General features: G+C 44.1%; 21 protein-coding genes. 7 read left to right on the top strand and 14 right to left on the bottom strand.

Annotated elements, in window-relative coordinates; all coding sequences use genetic code 11:
• Nucleotides 1-44: 44 nt before the first annotated feature.
• The 3 genes from dapA to ABD894_RS16230 form a co-directional block, all read right to left on the bottom strand.
• Nucleotides 45-926: a 4-hydroxy-tetrahydrodipicolinate synthase gene (dapA, locus tag ABD894_RS16240; protein ID WP_345212116.1), complete on the bottom strand. Its 882-nt coding sequence runs from the start codon at nucleotides 924-926 to the stop codon at nucleotides 45-47.
• A gap of 161 nt (nucleotides 927-1087) precedes the next feature.
• Nucleotides 1088-3103 (bottom strand): NAD-dependent DNA ligase LigA, encoded by a 2016-nt coding sequence (gene ligA / locus ABD894_RS16235; RefSeq protein ID WP_345212115.1) that lies wholly within the window; start codon nucleotides 3101-3103, stop codon nucleotides 1088-1090.
• 111 nt (nucleotides 3104-3214) lie between these two features.
• Complete coding sequence (locus ABD894_RS16230; RefSeq protein WP_345212114.1) at nucleotides 3215-4594, bottom strand: NHL repeat-containing protein; 1380 nt, start codon at nucleotides 4592-4594, stop codon at nucleotides 3215-3217.
• A 268-nt stretch (nucleotides 4595-4862) separates the two neighbouring features.
• Between ABD894_RS16230 and ABD894_RS16225 the strand changes: the two genes are divergently transcribed.
• On the top strand, nucleotides 4863-5324 hold the full coding sequence (locus tag ABD894_RS16225) for a hypothetical protein (protein ID WP_345212113.1): 462 nt from the start codon (nucleotides 4863-4865) through the stop codon (nucleotides 5322-5324).
• A 61-nt stretch (nucleotides 5325-5385) separates the two neighbouring features.
• Here ABD894_RS16225 and ABD894_RS16220 read toward each other — a convergent pair whose 3' ends face one another.
• The 4 genes from ABD894_RS16220 to ABD894_RS16205 form a co-directional block, all read right to left on the bottom strand.
• On the bottom strand, nucleotides 5386-6120 hold the full coding sequence (locus ABD894_RS16220) for an EcsC family protein (RefSeq protein ID WP_345212112.1): 735 nt from the start codon (nucleotides 6118-6120) through the stop codon (nucleotides 5386-5388).
• Nucleotides 6121-6419: 299 nt separating this feature from the next.
• Nucleotides 6420-7055 carry a TonB-dependent receptor gene (locus tag ABD894_RS16215; RefSeq protein WP_345212111.1) on the bottom strand — a complete coding sequence of 212 codons (636 nt, stop codon included), beginning with the start codon at nucleotides 7053-7055 and terminating at the stop codon, nucleotides 6420-6422.
• A 65-nt stretch (nucleotides 7056-7120) separates the two neighbouring features.
• Nucleotides 7121-7771, bottom strand: a complete 651-nt coding sequence (locus ABD894_RS16210) for an autotransporter outer membrane beta-barrel domain-containing protein (RefSeq protein ID WP_345212110.1) — start codon at nucleotides 7769-7771, stop codon at nucleotides 7121-7123.
• Nucleotides 7772-7978: 207 nt separating this feature from the next.
• Nucleotides 7979-9859: a DUF885 domain-containing protein gene (locus ABD894_RS16205; RefSeq protein ID WP_345212109.1), complete on the bottom strand. Its 1881-nt coding sequence runs from the start codon at nucleotides 9857-9859 to the stop codon at nucleotides 7979-7981.
• Between the two features lie 122 nt (nucleotides 9860-9981).
• Between ABD894_RS16205 and ABD894_RS16200 the strand changes: the two genes are divergently transcribed.
• A complete protein-coding gene (locus ABD894_RS16200; protein WP_345212108.1) occupies nucleotides 9982-10452 on the top strand; it encodes a DinB family protein in 471 nt (156 codons plus the stop codon).
• A gap of 144 nt (nucleotides 10453-10596) precedes the next feature.
• Here the strand turns inward: ABD894_RS16200 and ABD894_RS16195 are convergent, their stop codons facing one another.
• Complete coding sequence (locus ABD894_RS16195) at nucleotides 10597-11895, bottom strand: alpha/beta hydrolase (protein WP_345212107.1); 1299 nt, start codon at nucleotides 11893-11895, stop codon at nucleotides 10597-10599.
• A gap of 286 nt (nucleotides 11896-12181) precedes the next feature.
• Between ABD894_RS16195 and ABD894_RS16190 the strand changes: the two genes are divergently transcribed.
• Nucleotides 12182-14620, top strand: a complete 2439-nt coding sequence (locus tag ABD894_RS16190; RefSeq protein WP_345212106.1) for an outer membrane beta-barrel protein — start codon at nucleotides 12182-12184, stop codon at nucleotides 14618-14620.
• On the opposite strand, the gene ABD894_RS16185 is transcribed toward ABD894_RS16190, so the two are convergent.
• Genes ABD894_RS16185 through ABD894_RS16175 form a run of 3 tightly spaced genes read right to left on the bottom strand, consistent with a single transcriptional unit; the run spans nucleotide 14617 to nucleotide 16108 of the window.
• Complete coding sequence (locus tag ABD894_RS16185; RefSeq protein ID WP_345212105.1) at nucleotides 14617-14838, bottom strand: KTSC domain-containing protein; 222 nt, start codon at nucleotides 14836-14838, stop codon at nucleotides 14617-14619. The genes ABD894_RS16190 and ABD894_RS16185 overlap by 4 nt on opposite strands.
• Nucleotides 14839-14884: 46 nt before the next feature.
• Entirely contained in the window at nucleotides 14885-15265 is a 381-nt protein-coding gene (locus ABD894_RS16180) for a DUF1634 domain-containing protein (protein ID WP_345212104.1), read from the bottom strand.
• Between the two features lie 6 nt (nucleotides 15266-15271).
• On the bottom strand, nucleotides 15272-16108 hold the full coding sequence (locus ABD894_RS16175) for a sulfite exporter TauE/SafE family protein (protein ID WP_345212103.1): 837 nt from the start codon (nucleotides 16106-16108) through the stop codon (nucleotides 15272-15274).
• A gap of 148 nt (nucleotides 16109-16256) precedes the next feature.
• Between ABD894_RS16175 and ABD894_RS16170 the strand changes: the two genes are divergently transcribed.
• From ABD894_RS16170 to ABD894_RS16155, 4 genes are all read left to right on the top strand, one after another.
• Nucleotides 16257-17198 (top strand): 1-phosphofructokinase family hexose kinase, encoded by a 942-nt coding sequence (locus ABD894_RS16170; protein ID WP_345212102.1) that lies wholly within the window; start codon nucleotides 16257-16259, stop codon nucleotides 17196-17198.
• A gap of 78 nt (nucleotides 17199-17276) precedes the next feature.
• The gene (locus tag ABD894_RS16165; protein WP_345212101.1) at nucleotides 17277-18059 is read left to right on the top strand and encodes a L,D-transpeptidase family protein; all 783 of its coding nucleotides are present in this window, start codon (nucleotides 17277-17279) and stop codon (nucleotides 18057-18059) included.
• Between the two features lie 173 nt (nucleotides 18060-18232).
• Nucleotides 18233-18733 carry a Panacea domain-containing protein gene (locus ABD894_RS16160; RefSeq protein WP_345212100.1) on the top strand — a complete coding sequence of 167 codons (501 nt, stop codon included), beginning with the start codon at nucleotides 18233-18235 and terminating at the stop codon, nucleotides 18731-18733.
• Entirely contained in the window at nucleotides 18726-19064 is a 339-nt protein-coding gene (locus tag ABD894_RS16155) for a hypothetical protein (protein WP_345212099.1), read from the top strand. Before ABD894_RS16160 ends, ABD894_RS16155 begins: the two co-directional genes overlap by 8 nt.
• Before the next feature lie 210 nt (nucleotides 19065-19274).
• Here the strand turns inward: ABD894_RS16155 and ABD894_RS16150 are convergent, their stop codons facing one another.
• The 3 genes from ABD894_RS16150 to ABD894_RS16140 form a co-directional block, all read right to left on the bottom strand.
• Nucleotides 19275-19988, bottom strand: coding sequence for a GntR family transcriptional regulator (locus tag ABD894_RS16150; RefSeq protein ID WP_345212098.1), 714 nt, complete (start codon nucleotides 19986-19988; stop codon nucleotides 19275-19277).
• 287 nt (nucleotides 19989-20275) lie between these two features.
• On the bottom strand, nucleotides 20276-23200 hold the full coding sequence (locus ABD894_RS16145; protein WP_345212097.1) for a PQQ-dependent sugar dehydrogenase: 2925 nt from the start codon (nucleotides 23198-23200) through the stop codon (nucleotides 20276-20278).
• A gap of 11 nt (nucleotides 23201-23211) precedes the next feature.
• Nucleotides 23212-25296 (bottom strand): plastocyanin/azurin family copper-binding protein, encoded by a 2085-nt coding sequence (locus tag ABD894_RS16140; protein ID WP_345212096.1) that lies wholly within the window; start codon nucleotides 25294-25296, stop codon nucleotides 23212-23214.
• Nucleotides 25297-25355: the final 59 nt, after the last annotated feature.

Genomic DNA, 25355 nt, shown 5'->3' with positions numbered 1-25355 from the left:
TTCTCACAGAGGGCGGGTTTTCTTTTTATAATTTACCGGGATGCTTATCCCTTTATTTTGTCGGTTTCTTTAATAATGAGGTCGGCAGTTTTGCTGCTTACCTGCACCAGCGGCAACCTTACAGTATCGCCGCATACACCTAAATGTTTCAATGCGGTTTTAACACCTGCCGGGTTGCCCTCTGCAAACATTAAACGGGTAAAATCAACCAGGCTGAAGTGGCCTTTTTGCGCGGTTTTAAAATCACCTTGCAGGCTTTGGCGTACCATATCCGAAAACTGGCGTGGGAACGCGTTACCGATCACCGAAATAACCCCTGCCGCGCCCATAGCTACCATTGGTAAGGTAACCGGATCATCACCTGAGATAAACAGAAAATCCTCCGGCTTATCGCGCAGTATCTGGTTAAACTGATCAAAGTTGCCCGATGCTTCTTTAATGCCGATGATGTTCTTAAAATCATTAGCCAGCCTGATGATAGTTTCGGGGCTGATGTTGCTGCCTGTACGGCCCGGCACATTGTACAATAACACAGGTAGGGGTGCTGCCTCTGCAATGGCTTTATAGTGCTGGTAAATACCTTCCTGGGTTGGCTTATTATAGTATGGGCTTGCCGATAGTATGGCATCGTAGCCTGTAGTATCAAATTCTTTTACCTGTTCAACTATTTCGGCGGTATTATTACCGCCAATGCCTGCTACCAATGGCAAGCGGCCGTTAACAGTTTCGGCAGTAAACTTAAATATCTTCTTCTTCTCGTCCTTATTCAACGTAACACTCTCACCGGTTGTACCTAAGGATACGAGGTATTCCACCCCGCCGTCTATCAAATATTCAATCAGGTTTTTTAGCCCGTCAAAATCAACCTGCCCGTCCGCCTGAAAAGGAGTGACTAAAGCAACCCCTGTTCCGAAAAATTTATTCATGTTTACTTTTAAAAGCTGCTAAGATAGTAATTTGACAATTCTGCCGAATGCGTAAAAGGTAATTTTTTGTTTTAGGTTGTGTGAGAGTTGCAGGTTGTGTGTTGTAAGTTGTAGGGGCAAAGCTACCGTAAACTAAGTACGCACAACCTACAACACACAACTTACAACAAAAGATTCAATAGCTCCGCATCACTAATGATCGGGATATTCAATTTGTTGGCTTTTTCGAGTTTGGCGGGGCCCATATTGTCGCCTGCTACCAGGTAGTTGAGCTTAGCCGATATGCTGCTGAGGATTTTGCCGCCGTTTTGTTCAATAATATCTTTCAGCTCATCGCGCGAGTAGGTTTCAAACACACCCGATATGATAAAGCTCTTTCCGGCCAGTTTATCGCTGGCGAGTTGCAGCTCCTTTTCTTCGGTAACAAAGTTTAACCTGTAGCCCTTTAGCTTCTCAATTTCTTCGCGGTGAACTTCTCCGCTAAAGTATTCTATGAGGCTTAGTGCTATACGATCGCCAATTTCATCGGCCGTAATCAATTCATCATAAGGGGCGGTAGCCAGCCTGTCGATGTTTTTAAAATGCGCTGCCAGTTTTTTGGCCACGGTTTCGCCCACGTAGCGTATGCCCAAACCAAACAATACTTTTTCGAAAGGCATCTGTTTTGATTTCTCAATGCCATCCAGCATGTTATTGATCGATTTTTCACCGAAACGACCGAGCTGTTTCAATTCATCGGCACGCTCGTGTAGCTTATATATATCACTGATGTGGCTGATAAAACCACGCTGGTACAATGTTTCTATAGTTTCATCACCCAAGCCGTCAATATCCATCGCTTTGCGACCAATGAAATGCTGCATTTTACCTACAATCTGCGGCGGGCAACCTTCATCATTTGGGCAGTAATAAGCGGCTTCGCCGTCCTTGCGTTCTAACAAGGTATTACATGCCGGGCAGTGGGTTATATATTTTACAGGCTGCGCATCGGGTTTGCGTTTATCTAAATTTACGCTGATGATCTTCGGGATGATCTCGCCGCCTTTTTCAACAAACACCCAATCGTGTTCGTGTAATTGCAGGCGAATCTCAATCTCATCGGCATTATGCAAAGTGGCGCGTTTAACCGTAGTGCCGGCCAGCAGCACAGGTTTTAAATTGGCAACCGGGGTAACCGCGCCCGTACGACCAACCTGATAGGTTACCGCCTGCAATTCGGTTTCCACACGTTCGGCCTTAAATTTATAGGATATGGCCCAGCGCGGCGATTTGGCCGTAAAGCCAAGTTCCTGCTGCTGCGAGTAATTGTTCACCTTAATTACAATACCGTCGATATCGTAACTCAACCCGAAGCGTTCTTTATCCCATTCGTTAATAAATTCGAGCACCTCGGTAATATTACCGCATAATTTGCTGTGATTATCTATATGGAAGCCCCAGCTTTTTACGGCCTGTAAGCTTTCCCAATGCGTTTTAAAAAGGGTTTTATCGGTATAAAGTCCATACAAAAAGCAATCCAGCGGGCGCTTGGCCACTTCTGCCGAATCCTGCATTTTTATAGTACCCGATGCAAAGTTGCGTGGGTTAGCATAAGGTACTTCGCCGTTCTCCATGCGCTCGTCATTGAGGCGTTCAAAAGCCTTGCGGTGCATAAAAACCTCGCCACGTATCTCGAACAGTTCGGGGTAATCACCTTTGTGCAGGTGCTTAGGTATGGTGTTGATGGTTCGTACATTGGTGGTTACGTCATCGCCCTGCACGCCATCGCCGCGGGTTACGGCACGTGCCAGCTTGCCGCCCTCGTAGGTGAGGCTCATCGATAATCCGTCGAACTTGAGTTCGCAAACATATTCAAAATTGTCGCCAATGGCCTTGCGTATCCGCTGATCAAAATCAATCAGTTCCTGCTCGTTATAGGTATTGCCTAACGATAGCATGGGCCATTTGTGCCTCACGTTCACAAACTCCTTGGTTACCTCGCCGCCAACCTGTTGCGTGGGCGAATTAGGGTCGGCAAACTCGGGGTATTGCTTTTCCAGTTCGGCCAATTGCTTTAATTTATGGTCGAAATCATAATCGGCAATGGTAGGCATGGCCAGCACATAATAGTTGTAGTTGTGCTGTTTAAGTTCGGCAGTAAGGTCTGCAATTTGTTTTTGAGCTTCGGTGGACGACATAGCAACGAAGATAGGAATTTACCAAATCACTGCGCAAGGGATATTAAAAAGCCTCCCCTGTTAATGTATCAATTAGCAGGGGAGGCTTCAGTTATATAATAACTGCCTTATTTACTTTTGCGCGTATTTCGCAATAAACGGATCGGTATTAATATTGCAGCACGTTACTAAATTGTGAACTTCTTCACCGGGGTCGGCATCTTGTGTGCCTTTGATATTGCCCGACATTAGCACGTTGAAATTTTTGTCAATGGCAATGTCTCCATGCACATCAATCTTTTTGGCATATACACATTGTCCATCAGTATTGTATTTAGCTATATAATACTCATTAGCCTCAGGAGATTTGCTGGTCAAAATTTTGTTGTTACCAAAATTTGCACCGCCTTTAAAATAACCCGTGAGATATAGATTTCCTGCGATATCTGTTGTAACATAGTTAAGTTCTACTCCTCCGGTATCGGGCGTAGCCATTGCTGTAATCTTTTTACTAACCGATTTATTTCCATTTGCATTGTATTTTGTTAGGAAGATATTTTGCCGATCTTCCCCAACTACATATATTAACGCGTCCCCATTTGCTTGCATATCCATCATATCGTAACGAAACGATCCAAAATCGTTTTTTAAACCTGATACTTGCTTCCCCTCAGGGTTAAATTTAATAAGGGTGTAAAAATCGTTGTCACTTTGACCATTGGTTGGTAATGTTTCATCATAAAATAGCCCTGTGGCATAAATATTACCGGAAGCATCAATTTTGGAACTTAGGTAAAAAGGTGATGCACATGCTAATTCATTGACAAATACAAAATTTCCTGATGCATTTAATTTGAATATGTAACCACCCATACCTTTAAGCATTACACCCGGGGTTGTTTGGTCAATGTAAAGATTAGATGTTCTGCGAGCTGTAATAACAGTATTACCTTCCGCATCCGCATCTATAGAATAAGGAAGATCGGTAGTGGTATTTCCAATATCTGTACTGAATATATAATCTCCGGCCGAAGTATAAGCAGCAACAAATATATCTTCGTAGCCATGTCCATTAAGTATATGCGTACCTGAGCCGTCGTCCATATCAGCTTCTTTTCCGTTAAATACCCCTGTTATATATATATTCCCTTTTTCATTAATTACCATATCAGTGACATAATCATAACCAGTACCACCTATTTTTTTTACAAATATTAATTTGCCTGTGGGATCGTATTTGGCCAAAAAACCATCAACATAGCCGTTGCAGGTTATAGTATGTATATAGGCTCCAGGTTGAAAATCGGCTGTTCCCTCAAAACGACCAGCAATATATATGTTACCTTCAACATCTGTTCTAACCATTTGACTGGAAGTTAAAGCTCCTGCATTTAGCTCTTTTGCCCATGTGTAAATAAGATCTTGCTGTGTATCAACGTCGTCTGTTTTCTTTTTGCAGGCGCAAACCGCTAAGGCCAATAATATGGCCAGCGTTGGTAGTTTAAAATTCATATGTGATAAAGTGTATTATTCCCTAAAAATACTAATTATTGCCAATACGGTACCTAACTCGAAGGTTAAATTATTCGCACCCACTTTTGTACAGTATGCCATACAAAAAAGTGTAGTGCATTCTGTTCACTCGTATTTGATTAAATAATAATTGTTAAAATATAAATAAATTAATCTTAAGGCAACTGTGCGTGACGGTGTAATGACAATAATGGCATCATAATTGATTTTTGTGGATTATTTATTCATCTATACACTTTATCTTTTTATGAAAAAACTTATTCTCTTAGCAATTTTAACCGTAGCGTTATCAACAACAAACACATTCGCTCAGTCGGGCTATAAAACCGCGTTAGGTTTAGGTATTGATTTTGGCGATGGTTCAACCCTTGTGGGTCCAAGCGTAAAACATTTTTTCAACTCGCACGATGTTATACAAGGCGATGTGCTTTTCGGCGGTGACGCTACCTGGATCGGTGGTTTTTACCAGTATCATCAATCGTTTAAAGAAGCCAGCGAATTAAGATGGTATTTAGGTGTTGGTCCGCAGGTAGCTTTGTACGATGGTGGTTCAACCTTCTTTTTACGCCCGATAGGTGGTTTGGATTATAAGATCAAAACCGCACCGGTAAGCATCACTTTTGACTGGCGCCCGGCCATTCAGTTAAGCGATGGTTCTGATTTTGAGCCTGCCCGCTTTGGCCTTGGCTTACGCTATACTTTCAAATAATACGACCTTACATCTACCAACCTATATCGGCTGCCCAAAACGGGTGGCCTTTTTCGTTTTATCAGGTAATTATCTTCAGCGGACTGATCTTGCGCATGCGGTAACAGTTCATGGCGGTTTCGCCCAGTTGGGCTATCAGCTTGTAATTGGCAATGGCGCCCACAGCGGCACCTATAACAGGTATTAGCTGCGCCATCTTAGCCAGGTCTATATAGTCCCGGTATTCCTGCTGAAAGGTGCGCCAGTCAAACTCCTGCACATCATCAGGCAATGATTTGCTGTAACCCTGCCAGCCTTCCATCAGCCTATATACCTCGTTACGGTTTTGCTGACTTGAAAAGGCAAGTTGAAAAATATAGAGAATATACAGGCGCTCTTTATAATCCATCACATCGTACCCGTAAAGCGCGGCAATATCAAACAGCAGTTTTATTTTAATGCCTATCAGCACCGGGAAATCGGCCAAACCGAGCAATATACCGCCCGCGCCTGTAACGGCGCCTTCTACAGTGGCTGTGTTTTGGTAAAAGCTTATTTTTTCTTTTACATAAGCTTCGCGAAGCTGGAGGGAAGCATCCTCCCGTGGTTCGGCAGTGGTGTGCTTGGCACCGAATAACACGCCTTTTACCATCTTTTCGATAGCTACGGTAATGGCATTATGCACCTTTTCGGGTATAAAACTGTTGATCTTATTTTGAACGGCACGGGCAATACGGTTGTCCGCAGATGGCTTTTTTTGCATTTTATGCTGCCAAAATTGTAGCTGTATATAAGCCTGTTGCTCGTACCCCGTCATTTACTGCTGTTTGGTTTGTAATATAGGTATAACTGATCGATATTGACTCACCCCGACATCGCTTCGCTCGTCACCCCTGCTCTGCTTCGCAAAGAGGGGTTGTATATTTATTATCTTTTCATCCCTCTTTGCGCAGCAGAGAGGGTGGTCCAGCGAAGCGTAGACCGGGTGAGTTAGCTATGCGATTTGCTTGCCACAGGAGCCATTTTAACTGTTTTACCTCGAACCAAAAACAACAGCGGGCTATAAAAGTTTATAGCCCGCCGGTTGATATGTACAAGATTTAGGTGGAGGGTTGCTTATTTGCCGAATACGTAAAAAATTGATAACGAAAGGTTATCCATAAAACGTAAGTTAAAAGTATTGCTGTTTGCAGCGCCTAATGAGTTTGATGCTTCAGCTTTTTCATGTATATAGCTGATATCGGCAATGCCGGCAGCTAAGCCAATATTAGTAGTTGGATAATAAACAAAATCAAGATTTACGCCGCCCCTGTAATAGTTTGATTTATAATTTGAATTGTAAATCGCATCAGCATTGGTTGTTCCGCTTTTATTATGCGTGTAGGTAAAATATGGCCCTGTACGTATGCCGATCTTATTATTGTACAAAAAATATTTACGAAGAAATACGGATGCTGATAACTCCCTGTTTATTTGCTTAATATTGGTAGGGTTGCTATTTTTTACAGTTGAAACTACACGATTAAAACCTAATGATGTACCTATATCTAATTTATCGGCAATAAAATAGCTATAATTAGGGCTGATGTTATACGATGTTCCTTTGGTTTTGCTGTCGTAACCTTCGGTAGTATATGTTGTGGTACTGATACCAAATGACGCGCCCAGGTTTTGACTGCCTTTTTCCGTTTGCGCGCTTGCGTTTTTAAAAGCAATAAAACAGAGTACAATCGCTACAATATGTTTGTTCATGTTAATATATGTATTAAGTTGACTAAGATGTTAGGAGATAGGATGTAGGGCGAATATGAACGTGTTTACTTACCAAATACATAGTAAACTGATAGGAGTATATTGTTTGTAACGCTGAAGTTGAACGTGTTTGCCTTACTGGTAGGGTTTGACGAATTATTGATTCTTTGATGTGAATAAGAAAGATCTGCCAGGCGGGCGGCCAGTCCGATATTTTTTACCGGGTAAAAAACAAAATCAAGATTAAGACCTCCTGTATAAGTTTGGGTTTTTGTATTTGATTCGTTGTTTGTACCTGCAAATGCAGAATAGTTGGCATTGTTATGCGAATAACCAAGATAAGGCCCTGTACGTATACCAATCTTATTATCAAATAGGAAATATTTCCTCAAGCCAACTGATGCCGACCAGGTTTTGCCATTTTGCTCTACCGGTGAAGCGTTGGGTGCATCATTAGTTGTTTTGGTGTAGGCAAAGCCCGCGTTTACGTTCAAATCCAACTTGTCGGCAATAAAATAGCTGTAGTTAGGGATGATCTGGTAATTGGTGCTTTTGTAATCGTAGTTTACGGTTTCAGCATCAGGGTAGTCATAAGTTGTTTTGCTTGTTGTGATACCAAAGGTTGCTCCTAAATTTTGAGTTCCTTTTTCAGTTTGTGCGGTGGCGGTTTTAAAGGCGATAAAACCTAGCACGAGCATAGCGAAGCGCTTGTTCATAAAGATAATTGCGTGTTTAAGTTGATTTTTTTTGTTAAAAACGCCTTTATGACACCGTAACGGCACTATTGGTTTAACGGTTTTACCTGTTTATTTTACATTATTAATCAATAGGCTCATATCCAGCTGCTTATTTTTTATGGTGATGCTTGCCGCCATTATATAAAAAGCAAAACGGCTATCCGTTTTGGGATAGCCGTTTTGCTTTTATTCTTTTTTGGCTTCGCCGGGCTTGGCTGCCGCGGGTTTTTCCTTGGCCGGTTTCGCTTCCGGTGCTTTTTCATCCTTGACTTTATCTTCTTTATCGCCCGATGATTTGCCTTCTTCCGTTTTATCTTTAGCCAGCATAGCCTCCTTAATGTATTTAACAGGGGCGCTGCCGTAGCTCAAAAACTTCTCGTTAAAGTCTTTCAGGCGGTATTTATCGCCCATTTTCTTTTTGTAGGCTTCGCGAAGTTCTTTTATCTCCTTGTAACCGGTGAAATAGCTGGTAAGCTGTACACTGCTTACGGTTACACGCTTCCACTTGTTTTCGGCTTCGGTTTGCTGCTGAAAGGCCTCTTTGGTGAGTAGCGCGATAGCCTGCTCTTTGGTCATGCTGCCGGCGTGTACGCTGTAATCTAAAATGGTATTACACACCGATCGCAGGTTCCATTTGTACCACATCAGGCGCATTTCGGGCGCGTTATCGCCATAGCCTGCATCAAGCATCATTTCTTCGGCATAAACGGCCCAGCCTTCAACCATGGCACCGTTACCTAAAACAGACTTGATAAGGCTTGGCGCTTTGTTAGCATATACCAATTGGGTGTAATGCCCCGGAATAGCCTCGTGTATGTTAAGTATTTGCAACGTATAATCATTGTATTCGCGCAGGTAGCTTTCGGCTTTGTCCTTATTCCAGCTGGCGAGGCTGCCTACGTTGTAATAGGTTTTGCCATTTTTATCGTACGGGCCAGGCGACGTTACCGATGCACCGGCTACGCCCGCCATGTAAGCAGGCTCTTTACGTACCACCAATGGTTTGGTTGGGTCGAGAGTTAGCAGATCTTTAGCCTCCACAAAAGCGGTAAGCTTAGGTAATTGTTTTTCAATGGCCGATTGAAAGTTCTCCGGCTCAACATGCTTGGCCGATAACGCGTCAATTAGCAATGCAACCTGCTCCAGCGAGTCAGACGGCATTACCCTGTCAGCCATGTACTTGCTCCAAAGCTGCGTGGTGAGCTTGATCATTTGCTTGTGCACATACTTTTTGCGCTCGACTGCCGCGTTAAAAATTTGCTGTGCCGAACCTGCCGATGCTATCTCGTTCTTAAACTTGTCCTCATACAAATCTTTACCCAGCCTGAAATTGCGGCCTTTATCGTTTTTAAGGTTCTTTAACCATTCGGCGAAGTCTTTAATAGCCGTTACCGATAGTTTAGCCCTTTCGAGCATCAATTTTTGCTGATCTTTAGCGATGCTGGTTTTCTTTAACGAATCGGCAAAGTCATCTTCAAATACACTTAAACCGCCGTTTAGTTGGTCGGCAGCAAGTGCGGTAAGCTGGGGTACAGGGTTTTTGATTTGCTTTTGCGCTTCTTTATAATAAGCCGGAATATTTTCCATTTTATAATAAAAGCTGGTTAAGCGTTTGCTCAACGGAGCATAAGGTTCGTTCAATATATGCGCGAAGGTGCTGATGATATTGTAGCTCGTTGGGTCCCACTCGCCTGCCTTTAACTGCTGTACGCTCCACTGTGTGCCGCGCAGGTAATTCTCAATCAGGTAATAATCCATACGGTTATTTACCGTAAGCTCATTTTCGGGGTAGTGGCTCAACGAGTCGAGGTGAAGCTTGGTGAAGTCGATCACCTTTTTCTTGTACTGATCATTCGGGACGATCAGTACGCTATCGTAATTATGGTAGCCCGATACCGTGGCCCAATCGGGGTTGAGCTTCCACATGGCATCCAGAAAATGAGTTTCGTAGGTGGTAAAACCCGCGTCGTTCTTGTTTTCGGGGGCTAACTGGGTTTCGCCCTCTTTTTTGCAGCCAATAAGCATGGCCATACCGCAAAGCGTAAGAAAGAATAGTTTTTTATACACGTGGTATTAATTTTATTTTATGTGGATAAACTTAAGGCATTTATAGGAAATAAAAAACCATCAATCCATTTAACTTAAACCAACTCCGCAACAGTTTGTTATCTACCTAAAAAACAATAACCATGAGCGATCAGCATAAAACACTTATTGACGAATTGATACATTTATTGCAGGGCGGCAATGCCCATGCCTCGTTTGATGATGCCATTAAAGATTTGCCTGCCAACCTGCGCGGTGTAAAGCCCGACGATATGCCCTACAGTGTGTGGCAACTGGTTGAGCACATCCGCATAGCGCAATGGGATATGCTGGAGTTCAGTAAAGATGGCAGCCACGAATCGCCTAACTGGCCCGATGATTACTGGCCGAAAGACCCTGCCCCGAAAGACGATACCGCCTGGGATAAAACGGTAAAAGAGATACAGGCAAACCTGGATGAATTTGTAAAACTGATACAAACGGTAGATATATACGCGCCCATCCCACACGGCACCGGCCAAACCATACTCCGCGAAGCCCTCCAAATTGCCGATCATAATTCCTACCACACCGGCGAGATCATCGCCGTGAGGAGAATGCTGGGGGCATGGTAACCCCCTAACCCCCTGAAGGGGGAATTTTTGACGTACATGACGATCTTTTAAAATAAGGGTAGAGTAATAAAAAAGCATGCCGTAACCACAGCATCCTTTTTTACTTAAGATTTTCAAAAGCTCCCCCTTCAGGGGGCTGGGGGGTTACTTCACTTTCCCTACAAAATCAACCACCGCTTTTACCAGTTCGGGTTTGAGGGGGAGGTTGGGATTGGTGTAAGTGGCTTTGTTTTGCGCGGGGTCTGCCGGGGCATCCTTCAGTACATGGTTCATGTTGGGGATGATGAGCAGTTGGGCATCTGATTTAGCCTTTTTCAACTTCTCGGCATTGGCAACAGTTACTTGCAAATCGGTAGTGCCTTGTACTATGAGTACCGGGATCTTCAATTTCTTGATCTCGCGGGCTGGGTCGAAACGGCACCAGGTCATGAGGTAATTCTGGATGCTTGGACGTGCAACAGCGTACAATCCCGGGTCAACATTCGGTGTAAGTTTACCTTTGCGCAAACTATCCAGCACGGCTTTAAAGCCATCGGCAATAAACTTGGGCTGACTTTTCATTTGCTCGGTAAGTATCTTATCTGCCTGTTCACCGGCACCGGCAAGCGATATAAAGCCATTCACCGGGGCATCCTGCGAAGCAAGCATCCCTACTAACGAGCCTTCGCTGTGGCCGGCCACAATAATTTTTGAATAGTGCTGGTCGTCGTTCAATTGGTTGATGAGGCCAAGGGCGTCCTCAATCATATCGTCAAACTTTAACTCCGATTCTTTGGTGGTACTGGTGCTTTTACCAATCAGGCGTTTATCATAACGCACACTGGCAATACCGTTTTTACCCAGTTCGTTAGCCAGCAGCAGGTAATCGTTGGCGGCAAGGCCCAGTTTGGGGCTGTTACCATCACGATCGGTAGGGCCCGAACCGGCAATAATGAGCACTACAGGTATTTTGCCCGTGGCATTTTTAGGCATCACCAAAGAGCCTGATATATTACCTGCGAGTGTTTTTAAATTGTATGGGGTTTCTGCCAGGCTTGCATCCAATGCTGATGATTGGGCAGCGACCGCAGGTGCAATGGCTTCATAAGGTTTGAGCAGCAAGCCGGTGTATTGCTTTTGGTCGTTTAGAGCTACATTCAGTAAAAAAGTGCCTTTATCAAAAGCAGCTTTATAAATAGATAACGGGCCTTCTGTTTTTATAAACTCTGCTTTTTGCAGGTTCCCCAGCTGACTTTTTAGTTGCAGGGTAGTAGCCTTGAACTGGTCGATAGGCAGGGCCGTTTTCATTTCGGTGCTAAAGCGCTTAAATAAGCTATCGGGCTGCCCGGCGTTATAAAACTTTTTAAAATTGGCTACCGCTTCGGCATTGGCAGGCGGTTCTGTTTGCGCAAAAGTGGGCAGGGTAAATAATAAAGCTATCGTTAAAAAAAACAGTCTGATCATTGCTTGTCAAAAATTACTGATCCAAAAATAAAAAAAAACCTAAGTTTTGTATGTGATGTGCATATTGATACTTAAGCATGTTACAAAGGGCGTTAAATGTTTTAGTGACATGTGTTTAACGCGGTTTTTAAATACTTAATCGGCTTATTTTTAGATGATAAGATAAGTGGTTTGCTGTTGCTTGTACGTTAAAAAATTGCGTAAAATGACCTGTAACAGCCAATAAATGTTTTTATATTGCAAACGTGTTGCACCGAAACTTTATCGGTTTCCCTACTAATTGTTAATGAAATTACTGACCCGATACTTACTTTTCGCCTTGTTCGGAATATTGAGCTGTTATGCGCATGCGCAAACAACGGCCACCGGTATTGAGGGTAAAGTATTATCGGAGAACGAAGTGCCGGCCGATGCAGCCACCGTGCGCCTGTTGAGTTATCCCGATTCGGCCATTATACGTACCACCATCAGCGATAAAAGCGGTTACTTCGAGTTTAAGGCATTAACACCCGGCAGTTACTTTATACAGATCACCAAGGTTGGGTACCGTAAGCAATACACGCTGCGCTACCAGGTAGTGGCCGATAATAGTATCAAAACCCCCGACATCAGCCTGATCCCGATCACCAAACAGTTAAAAGAGATCACCATAACCGATAAGCGCGAGTTTGTTGAAGTTAGGCCCGATAAAACAGTACTGAACGTTGATAAAAGCATTGTGGCATCGGGCAATTCCATATTGGATGTATTGCGGACAGCCCCCGGTGTAAAGGTGATGAATGATGAAGTGATTTTTAAAGGCGGACAAAAAGCCCTGATAGCCATTAACGGTAAAACGGTACTGCTAAGCGGCGATCAGTTAAGCGATCTGCTGAAAAGCTACCAAAGCGCCAACGTAAGCCAGGTAGAACTCATCAGCAATCCTTCGGCTAAGTATGATGCCGCGGGTGGCGGGTTGATCAATATCGTACTTAAAAAAAATAAAGAACTGGGGCTGCGGGTAAGCGTATTCGAGAGCGCTTCCATCGGCGATAAGTATAAACTGAATACCGGTTTCAGCGCGAATTATCGTACCGAAAAGTTTAACCTTTTTGGCAACTACAATTTCTCACAAAACAAGATTCCGCGTACCTGGGATATCAACCGCAATATCCTGATGGATGATGTTGTTTCCGGTTATGATGTTAAATACTTAGGCACCACAGTAGCAAAAAATCATAATTTTAACATCGGTGCCGATTTTATTGTAAAGCCCGGCCACAACATTGGCGTACTGGTTACCGGTTATGTTAACCCTGTTAAGGTTGATAAAACAAACACTACCAATTTAACAGCCAATGGCATATTAGATTCTACCATAACCTCGCTGTCTACCATCAACAGGCGCATTGATAACATCAACTACAACCTCAATTACAAGGGTACTTTCGGTAAGGATAAAGACCATACACTCTCGGCTGATTTTGACCTTTCGGAATATGACAGGCGCTCGTTTGAAAATTTGAGGAATGATTTTCTGAATGTAAACCGTATCGCGTACCGTAACCCGGTATTCTTTGAGGTTACTTCGCCGGCCGATATCAATATTAAATCGTTCAAGGTAGATTACAGCAAGAAAATAGGCGAAAAGGGCAGCTTTGAAACCGGCGTAAAATACAGCGATGTAAACAGTGATAACCAGATAGATTTTGAAGAGCTGGTAAATAACCAATACACGCTGGTGCCATCGCTTACTGATCATTTTACTTATAAGGAACGCATAAAGGCGGGGTATGTGAACTACACCAATACCATTGGCAAGGCCGATATTACCATAGGCGTACGTGCCGAAGAAACCAATGCCAACCGCAAATCATTCAATCCGGATAGGGTGGCCGATACCAGCTATTTCAACCTGTTCCCAACGGCGCAGGTGGTGTATGAGGTGAATGATAAACACGAACTTACGTTTAATTACAACAGACGTATAGGTCGCCCCAATTACCAGGATCTTAATCCGTTTGTGGCTTATATTGATAAATATGCCTACAGCACAGGTAACCCTTTCCTGCGCCCGCAGTATACCAATGCCTTTGAATTTTCTGACACCTACCTGGGTAAGTATAAAGCTACTGTAGGAGTGAACCTGATCAACGCGTTCTATACCACGGTTTATCTGCAAAATGATGTCACCGGCGTATACACCACTACCAAAAACAATTTTGGTAACCGTTACCAGTACAATGCCGAATTTAATATTCCTGTTGAGGTAACCAGCTGGTGGCAAATCAGCAATTATTTATCGGGCTCCATTGAAAAATATACCTACAATGCCGAAACCGCGCAAACCAAACACGCTTACGATATGCTGTTGCAGGTGAACCAAACCTTTGTGATCACCCCCGAGCTTAAGGCCGAGTTTAACGGCTCGTACGAAACGCCTACCTACTTCGGTATTAAATCGTACCGTGAGCAGTATTACTTTAGCGCGGGTTTAAGCCAGGCAATTAATACTTATGGCTCTGTAAAGCTGGCCATGAGCGATATTTTTAATACTTATGTAGACAGGTACAACACCCGTTTCATGAACCTCGACCTGAAAGGGCGTGAAAAGGCGGGGACACGTTTCGTTACCCTGTCATTCACCTACAGGTTTGGTAACCAATCAGTAAAAAGCGCGCGTAAACGGGTAGGAGGGGCTGTTGATGAGCAAACCCGCCTCAGCGGTAGCAGCAGCGAAAACTAAGCATAGCGCACCTGCTCTTCCACATATTTCCCCTTTATCTTCTTTACAAAAAATCGCCCTAATGATTCGGCATTCATAAACCTTCTATAAGCCGATGCCGGGAACGAAAAGTACTGCCACACATCGCCATTCTCCCGAAATTCCAGTTCGAGCGTTTTATTATCGGGGTTGTAGCCTACGCTTTGTAAGGCCGATGATTGTACAGGTACGCGTTGCATTGCTAATGCAAGTCAAAATATATACCAAAGTGTGAATTGCCGTGATTTAACCCGCGTGCCCGCTCAGCATACTGAAAAGGATGATGAGCAATACAATGGCGCTGATGATAGTGTACAAGCGATCTTTTTCTATCGCGAAGCCGATGGTTGAAAACAGCACCCTTATTACCGGGGTGGCAATAAGCAGGATAATACCGGTTTGTATAATGGCCCGTCCGCGCAGCGTAAAAACACCGTGTATAAGGGTAGGGATATGGCTTACAAAATCGGGTACGCCTTTAAAGTGGGTATAATCAACAGTTTCCTGGCCGTGGCGGGCTATGTATACAATGCCCCCCAAAAAAGCGATAGCGATAGAAGCAAATACCCCGATGCGGAGTATCCGTCCTATAATGAGCTGCATATCTGTGTCTTTAAAATTCGCCATGGTATATTATATTTTACCCAACACCCCGTTATAGATCATTTGCGCCGCCAGTATCAGTATAATACCCGCGAACAGATAACGCAGCCAGGCCGATGAAGTGGTCTTTACCAATATTTTCGATCCGCTGATGGCACCCAGCACTACACCTACAACCACCGGCATAGATATCCCCGGTTCAATATAACCACGTTGCAGGTACACCACGGCACTGGCCGCGGCGGTAACGCCTATCATAAAATTACTGGTGGTGGTTGATACCTTGAAGGGGATCCGCATAATGCCGTCCATAGCCACCACCTTAAGCGCGCCCGAACCAATGCCGATAATGCCCGATATGATACCGGCAAACAGCATCATAAAAAAGCCGCCGCCCACGTTGGCTACATTATAGCTTATTATTTTATCGCCTTCGGGATAACTGCCGTTCAGCTTAAGCTTTTCGGCCAGCGCGCTTTTCTTTTGGTTGATCTCAATGGCTTTTTTACGTAAGGATATCAGCGCCGAACAAATAAGTATCACCCCGAATAATATGGCGATGTAATGCGTTGGGATGTAGGTAGCTAAAATAGCCCCTGTAAATGCGCCAATGGTGGTGGCTATTTCTAAAAAAATACCCAGCCGCATATTGGTAATGCCCTCTTTTACATAGGCTGCCGCCGAACCCGAAGAGGTAGCGATGGCGGCCACCAGCGACGCGCCGATAGCGTAATGGATATCAACATGCAGTACTAATGTAAGCAGCGGAATGATGACGAAGCCGCCGCCTAATCCGGTTAATGAACCCAGCAAACCCGCCGCGTACGATCCTAAAAGTAAAATAACCGTGAATACAAGTACCGTCATAACAGAGGGGCAAAAGTAAGCAATAGTTTGGTGTTAGCCGTTAGTAATATCACCAACTATACCTGCTCATATTTGCATCGGTAGTATTTACGTCATATACAAGCCGTATATTTGCGCCAAAATTGATTTAGCTATATTAAATACCCCCATGAAACAAGTACTAACGCTAACGTTAAGCCCTACTATTGATAAAAGCACCACGGTTGATAAGATCATGGCCGAACATAAACTGGATTGCGATTTACCCAAATTTGAGCCCGGAGGCGGCGGTATCAACGTGTCCCGCGCCTTAAAACGCCTTGGGCAATCATCCATAGCCATATTCCCTTCGGGTGGCCTTACCGGCGAAATGCTGGAAGACCTGCTGCACGAAGAGCACATTGTACAACACGCCATCCGCACAAAAAACCTTACCCGCGAAAACTTTATTGTTGTTAACCGTGCTACTAACGAGCAGTTCCGTTTTGGGATGCCCGCGCCCGAATTATTGCAAAAAGAAGAAGCCGAAATATTAAAAGTGGTTAAAGACCTTAGCAGCAAATGCAGCTACATTGTTGCCAGCGGCAGCCTGCCAATGGGCATGAGCACCGATTTTTTAGCCAAGGTCGCTCGTATTGCCCATAAAGCCGACGCCCGCCTTATTGTTGATACATCGGGCGACGCGCTTAAACAAGCGGTGGACGAAGGCGTATACCTGTTAAAACCCAACCAAAGCGAACTGCGCAAACTAACGGGGATTGATGTGGAAGATAATGAGTCGGTAGAGGAAGCCGCTCACCAGATCATCGGTAAAGGCAAGTGTAAAATTATAGTGGTATCAATGGGCCCGCAGGGCGCGCAAATTGTTACCGACGAATTTTCGGAGCAGATCACAGCGCCATCGGTACGTAAACGCAGCACGGTAGGTGCGGGCGATAGTATGGTTGCCGGTATGGTTTACGGGTTAATGCAAGGATACGATCTGCAACATACCGTGCGTATGGGTATAGCCTGTGGTTCGGCCGCTACTATGAACCCGGGTACAGAGCTCTTCAAAAAAGATGATGTAGAGCGATTGTACGACTGGCTGGTAAAGGGAATGAAGAAATAAATAAAGGAAAATTTTTAAGGTAGGATAATTTATAACTAATTTATTAGTTATATTGCTGTAGCCTAAATATTTCATAGCATGCAGCCCTTGTTTCGCCTTAATTATGTACGTGCCGCGGTAGCGGTACTTGCCCCTTTATTGATCTTTTTATCGGTAGCTTTTAAAAAGGATAAAGGTTTTTTAGATACCCAAAAGAGCAATGTCCGTGTTAAAACGGCCTATGCCGACAAGCAATCGTTAATAACCGAACGCCTGAAACGTCTCAACTTGGATATGGGTAACATCAATATCCTGATAACGGTATACAAGAACGAACGGCAGCTATGTATATATGCCAAACGCCCCGATGAGCGCGCTTACAAGATGCTTTCCAGCTATGATATCTGCGCTTTGTCGGGCAGTTTGGGCCCTAAACGTAAAGACGGCGACAGGCAGGTGCCCGAAGGTTTTTACTATATAGACAGGTTTAACCCCACAAGCGCCTATCACCTCTCGCTGGGACTGAACTTCCCTAACGCTGCCGATAAAATAAAATGCGGCAGCGCCAAACCGGGTGGCGATATCTTTATACACGGCAAATGCCTCACCATTGGCTGCATGCCCATGACGGATGATTACATCAAAGAGATTTACATCCTCGCCATACAAGCCCGCCAAAACGGGCAGCTTAAAATACCTGTATATATATTCCCGTTTAAGTTTGATGGCGTAAGCGCGCAAGGCAGCATGAATACCTACGCCACAAACAAACCCATGCTCAGCTTTTGGAACAACCTCAAAACCGGCTACACCAAATTCAACACCAACCACCAGGAACTGAAGTACGCTGTTAATACGGCAGGGGATTATGTGTTTCAGTGATAGGAGACGGCCTCAAAAAGCTGTCATGTCGAACGTAGTGAGACATCTTCTTCATTACTGTACATAATTACTTTCATAAGTTATTTATTACAAAAGCAAATATTTTAGCAACTATTTGGTATTATTGTAAATAAGTATATTTTTGCACGGAAATACTAATAAATTTAGTAAGCATGAATTTATCTACTCAAATAAGTCCCATTTCTATTTCAAATTTTTTTGTTAACAAAGCCATTTCGGAAGGAGTTGAATTAACTCCTATGAAATTGTTAAAGTTAGTTTACTTGGCTCATGGTTGGCATCTTGGCCTTAATAACGCAACTCCATTAATTTCAGAGGCTGTTCAAGCATGGAAGTTTGGCCCAGTTATAAATTCTGTTTATCATGACTTTAAATCATTTAAAGACAGCCAAATTACGAGTTTAGGTTTTGATCCTACAACATTGACTTATCCAATATTAAGTGATACACAAAAAACACCTTTATTATTAAAAGTTTGGGATGTTTATAAAAATTGGACTGGGCTCGAATTGTCTGCATTAACGCATGAGGATGGTAGCCCATGGGATACAGTATGGAATAAGCAGGGAGGCAAGAATAAACAGGGCGCTATCATACCTAATGATCTAATAGCTGATTATTATATGAAAAAATCAGGTAAATCAAATGGCTGAAAATGATTTAGATAGAATATCAGAAAATCAACACCCAAGACCTGATTATAGAGCAAATTTAGAGAATAGGGCCCTGTATAAGAAACATATCAGAGAAGCTCGTCGGTTTGGGGCAATAAATTGGTGTTTTATAATATTTGTTTGGGTATGCCTGATTTCTGTAGGTGGAATAATTGTTATAAAAATACTTCATGTTCTACTACCGCAACAGTACTGTTGGCTAAAAAAAGAGCAATTGGACAATATAAATGATTTTTTTGTCGACGGGTCCATCGGTGGTCTTGTTGTTGGGTTTTTAAAATCGAGTATAATGGATAAGAAAGAAGAATAATCATTTATTTCCCCCGACTGCTGTCTACAGTGTGTTCGGGTAAACAAGAGTCTACCGGCATACAGGTTCGAAGTCAGGAGACTTCGAACAGCAATAAGCAATATTGAATGACATAAAGTAAAAGAAACTCAATTCCCCTCTGTGTAACTCCGTGAAAACCTCTGTGTCCTTTGTGGTTAAATCATCACCCAATCTTCAAACAGGAAATCTCTAAAATTCATCATGCAAATAATACTCTGCCGTATTGCAATACAACCACGAGTAAATATTCAGGTTTTTGATATTGGTACGCAGTTTACGCTTCATGTGTACAATGGGGCTGCCAACAGGCAGGTTAAGCAATTTGGCGATGTGTTTATCGGCACCAATGGCCCAAATCTTTTGTTCGCCCTCTTTTATTTCAATGTTATAATGCTTTTGCAGCGTTTTAAATAACGACTGGTTTTGCAAATTACGCACCGTAAAACGTGGCAAATACATATTGGTAATAAAGGTGCGCTCAAACAATACCGGCGAATTGTTCACACTTCGCAAGCGCGAAAAATAGATGTTACCGGCCATTAGTTCCTCTTCGCTCAGTTCGTAAAAGAAATCGATATCCCAATGGCGTTTTTCGGGCTTTTCAATGATAGTGGTATTGATCATTTTTTCGGCATCCTTAGCGAAGCCGTTCACCACAATAATACCGGTGCCGGTTTTTGGCTCGCTAACAATGCTGCCTTTACCCTGCTGGCGTGTAATATAACCGGCGTTCATTAATTCGGTAAGGGCTTGCCTAACGGTAGGGCGGGTGGTATTGTAAGTTTTACAAAGTTCGTTTTCAGAAGGGAGCAGATCGCCTTTCTTATAAGTCCCCTCATCGATCAGCTTCCGCAGATCGTCAATCAATTTCTTATATATGGGTAATGGGGCTTCGGCGCGCATTTTTTGGGTCAAGTAATAGTATGCAAATATTGCTCATAAAACGCCATTTACGGTGTGCTAATACGTTTTCCTGAAAAAAAATGTTTCCACATCTATTTTCCAAGCGTTTGGTATTTGTCATTTTTTTATTCAAGATAGCATATCTGCGACAACCTACATTTACCACTTTGAGGAGTAGTAGGGGATATGATGTCTGAAATAAAGTAAAGGCTGAACATGACTAAGTTAAACAAAAAACCCCGATTGCAGCAAGCAATCGGGGTTTTTAGCGTAAATATTTATTTGCTTTATAAAGAAGTAAACTTAAAGCTCTTAATAGCAGGTGTTGCCTGCGCTTTGGTAGTTTGCTTAAGCACTACAAAATAGCCGCGTGTTTTAGCCCCCGGCAATAATTTTACCGGTATGCTAAAGGCTGCTGCCTGCTGGCCTGCCTTAAAGTTAAGGGTAGCGCTGCCTGCAATTAGCCCTGTTGGTTTATCGGCATGCAGTTCAACTACATACGTTGTGGCCTCGGTAGCAGTAATGGCGTTAAGCTCAACGGCTTTGATGCCTGTAAGGTCGAAAGTGCCTAATTTGAAATTACCGGTAGTAACCGGTAGCACCAGGTATTTTGTACCTGCCGAATCTTTAGCGGTAACGCCTGTAAGGTTTTTCGCCTCGCCTGCTTCTATATTACTGTTGCGCAATATCAGCGTTTTTGAACCCGATAAAGGTTTTACACCGGCCGAACCTGCATCAGTATAAGTAGCGTTAAGGCTGTATACCGTTTTTTGCTCCTTAATGTCGCCATCGGTAGGAGTGACGGTACCTTTGGCAGGCATTGATTTTTGCTTGTTGGCTTCGTTGCTTAACGAGCGGATCCAATGCACGATCTGCTTGGCGTCGGCTTCCTTAAGCGATGGGTGTGCAGGCATGGATACCTCGCCCCAAACACCGCTGCCGCCTGCAATGATCTTCTTCGACAGGTAATTATCAGCATCACCATTGTCTTTATACTTTTCGGCTACCTTGGTAAACGCGGGACCTATTGAGGTTTCGTCAACCTTGTGGCAGGCCTTACAATCTAACGATAGCATGAGGTTTTTACCCATCATGGCTTCTGATACCTGCTGGTGGCCTAAATTGGCACCCGCCATATCTTGCCCTTTGATGAAACTGCCTGCAACATACAGGTTGGTTAAATCAACAGGCTGGCCTTTATCGGTCACCTTAACCTGGTAGGTAAACGGCGAATTAGGGAAATAGAAAGTTTGGTTACCCAGTATGCTGATGTTTACCTGCGGCTGCTCGTTACCGGCAACTACGCTTATGGTATTGCTTTCGGCCGATGCCTTTGCCTTATCAAATACTTCAACGCTCAGTTCCTTTTCGCCCGCGCTGGTTATAGGGTATCTTAGCTCGGGCACAAGGGTGGTCTTTTTAACGCCGCCAATGTTCCAAACGTAGGTAAGTTTATCCTTTTCAGGATCGGTTGCTTTTACTTTGGCGTGTAATAAGAATGGCAGGTTAGCACTTGCTTTATCAACCTGTATATCGCTTATCACCGGCGGGCGATTGCCTGCCAGGTAATCAATACGTACCAAACCTGCATCAGGGTTTTTGTTGAACCAGCCGCTACCGTACTCCAGTATATAAAAACGGCCATCCGGACCAACTTCCAGATCTATCATCGAGTTGAATTTGGTTTTCGGGATGAATGGCTCCATCTTTACAAAATCGCCGTTAGGCTTTTGCGTTACCGCCTTTATCCAGCCACGGATGAACTCGTAAATAAAGAATTTGTTATTGTAATACTCCGGGTAACGTGTTTTGACCGGGAAATCTGCCGTGTGGTAAACAGGCCCCGTCATAGCGGTACGACCGCCCGAACCTACTTCCGGAAAATCCGGCGATTCGGCATAAGGATACCAGATGTAAGCCGCTTGTGCCGGTGGCAAATCAACCAAACCGGTATTGTTACGCGAGTTGTTCAACGGCTTCGCCGGATCGGCAGGCGCGGCGTTTTCGTTAGTATCGTAATTGTGGATGTTGTAGGCATAGTTATTACCTACAAAAAACGGCCAGCCAAAGTTACCGGCCTTGCGTGCCTGGTTCACCTCATCATAACCACGCGGACCACGGGTGCCTATGCTATCAACGTTGGCATCGGGGCCAACTTCGCCCCAGTATAAAAAGCCGGTTTTTTTATCAACCGATATACGGTAAGGGTTACGGTTACCCATCACGTAAATTTCGGGACGTGTTTTTGGTGTTCCCTGCGGAAAAAGGTTTCCTTCGGGGATGCTGTAAGTACCGTCTGCATTGATCTTGATGCGCAATATTTTTCCGCGCAGATCATTAGTATTACCTGCCGAACGGCGGGCGTCGTACTGCTGGTGTCCCGGGCGGTCATCCATCGGCCCGAAGCTATGGCTTGGGTATTTCTGGTTAGGCTCATCAAACGGCGTGGAGTTATCACCTGCCGATACGAACAGCAAATTATCTTTACCAAAAGCGATAGAACCACCTGTGTGGCAGCAAATATCGCGCTGGGTTCCAACTTCCAATATTACTTTTTCGCTGGCATTATCAAGCGCGCCGTTCTTAAACTCAAACCGCGAAAGGCGATCAATCGGTTTATCCCCGGCAGGGCTGTAATACATGTAAATGTAATGGTTGGTAGCAAAGTTAGGGTCGGCAGTAATACCCAGCAAACCTTCTTCGGAGTTTACATCGGGTACGTTGGCCTTGTGGTACACATTTAAGGTACCCACCTGTGTAAGCGTTTTAGTGGTGTTATTATATAACATCAGCTCACCGCGGCGCTGGGTGATCAGTACATCCAGGTTAGGCAATACGGCCAGTTCGGTAGGTTCGTAAAAGCCGCCTTGCGTTAAGGTGGTTTTTACAAAACGGTTTTCCTCGGGCTTGCTGGTATCAGCGGCAGCGTTAGTACCGTTATTAGCAGTCGCAAAGGCGTGCTGTATGTCACCGTTAATGTGTTTCAGGTAACGTTGCTCTGCTGTCAGCTTTTCGGTTTGTTTGCTCTTTTCAGGCTGCTCTCCCCACGGGTTTATGCTTGCTAAAACGTTTGATACGGCGGTAAAACTTACCCCCTTAATATCGTTAAAGGCAAGCCCTATGGGCTTGCCTGTTAATTTATCGCATGAGTACAGGGTAAAGCAAACCGCGGCCGCTACCCCTGCACCCAGGATGGTGTTTTTTTTTATCACTTGGTTATATTTTATTTCTCAACATTTAGTATACCCTGCATAACGTAAAAGTGGCCCGGTACTGTACAAACGTAAGTGTATTTTCCGGGTTTTGTTGGCGCTACAAAGTAAATGGTTTGTGACGAACCAGGACCAACCAATGTTGTATTGATTAACAACTTAGGCGTGTTAGGTATGTGGCTCAGCTTGGTGCTGGCTAAACCTAACTTCATGGCAAGCTCGCCTACGGCAACTGCCTGGCCCGGCTCTACCACTACAAAGTTGTGCGGCATATCATCATTGTTGGTAAAAGTTAATTTGATTTTGCTGCCTGCTTTTACAGTAAGCTCGTCTTTATCATACTTTAAGCCCGGTTTGGTACCAATCACTATCGTTTGATCGATAGTTGTCCATGCGGCAGGTTTGGTAGTTTGGTTCTTTTTTAAGTTAGAACCAGCTGCCGGTGTGTTTACCTTGGCTGGAGTAGTTTTGCCGCCCATGTTCATGCCAGGCATCGAGCTCATGTCATGCGCAGGTTTAGCTTTCCTTTTAGGCACGTTAAGCTTAGCGCCATCAGGAATGTTGTTCAGGGTGTAGTAAGCTACATTGTGCAATAATGGGTTGTTACCTTCAACAGCGGTTACTTTTTCATCAACACGAATTTCGTGGATGAATTTTTCGCGCAGGCTATCAACCACCAAACGTACTTTTAAACCATCTTCAGATACAATGGCCGCGTTTACGATATGAGTTTTCTCCCTTACCGTGTTACTACCATATACCGGGTGGTATTTGTAAATGAAACCCGTGATGCCGTAAGCATCCGGATCAGCAGCAGCTTTTTTGTTAACTGGTTGGGTAAACTCAATTTCAAAACCATCGGCCATAGCACGTACGGCTTTCATTTCGAAAGGAGTTTTCTTTGACCATACTACTCTTTCCAATCCGAATAGTTTTTGACCTTTTGAACCCCAGCCACGGCTGGTTTGCCCTACGAATAATGAACCATCATTACCCCAGGCCAGTCTCAATACGCCCGATTCAAATCCTTCGCGGAAAGTGAACGCTGCACCTTGATATTCGCCTTTTACTTTTTCAAGGAATACACGGTTCAAACGGCTCTGGCCCTGGTCGCCAATGATCACCTGGCCTGCAAACGGACCAAATTTATCATCGTTAGGTATTTGTACCATTGATGAGGTTGAGGTACCCAATACAGAGTGCGGCAACCAAACAGTAGGCAGTTTCATGCCTTTAACTTCGGCAGCAACTTCGTATAATGTTTTGTATGGACGGTTAGGGTCGCGGTCTTCAATTTTTCCTTCAGGGTCGTTAAAGCGCGGGTTAACACGTGAGTAAATATCTTCGGTACGAACTTTAACCGGCGATAGCGGATCAGCAGCCCAGCGTAAACCGGCAGGGTGCGGCGCGAAATCGCCTTTGTTAAGTTCCATCAGGTAACCAGAACCAATCCAGTCGCCCTGGTTTTCGCTGTAAAAGTATTTACCATCAATAAGGCCCTGGCCGGCAGGTGAACGTAAACCGGTAGCGTACGGGGTCATGGTGCCGTCAGGAGCGATCTCTAAAGACCATGCTCTCCATTTTACCAAACTCTTACCTCTCCACCATTCGTTATCGAAACCTACGTTAAGGTTAACCATCATGTTGCCGTTAGGCATAATGATCGGTCCGTAAGAGTACTCGTGGTAGTTACCTGATATTGGCCACGCGTATACAGTTTCGTAAACGTCGGCTTTACCGTCGCCGTCTTTATCAACCAGTTTAGTAAGCTCGCCGCGCTGCACCATATATAATGCACCATCTTTATAAGCTAAACCCAAAATTTCGTGCAAGCCCGAAGCGAATTTTTTGTAGTAAGGCAGGCTGCCGTTAAGCATGTACGGGTTTTGTATAATGTACACATCGCCACGGCGGGTTGATGCCGCGATGCTGCCATCAGGCATCAGCGCTAAACCACCCACTTCAAGCTCAACGCCCTCCGGGGTAGGTAAGGTAACAATGCGGTAGTAATCTTTTTCGGTAGGTAGCTGGTTGGCCGACTTATCTTGCGCAAACGTTGTGGTAAGGCCCACAGCCGCTGTCACAGAAAAAGTCATGAATATATTTTTAAAAATAGCTTTCATTTGATAAGTTTTTTAATCTCTTCTTGAATTGA

Source organism: Mucilaginibacter gynuensis, assembly GCF_039541195.1.
In the GTDB taxonomy this organism is placed as follows: Bacteria; Bacteroidota; Bacteroidia; order Sphingobacteriales; family Sphingobacteriaceae; genus Mucilaginibacter; species Mucilaginibacter gynuensis.
The sequence above is the reverse complement of the archived record's forward strand: the minus strand, read 5'-3'. Positions and strand labels throughout refer to the sequence as shown.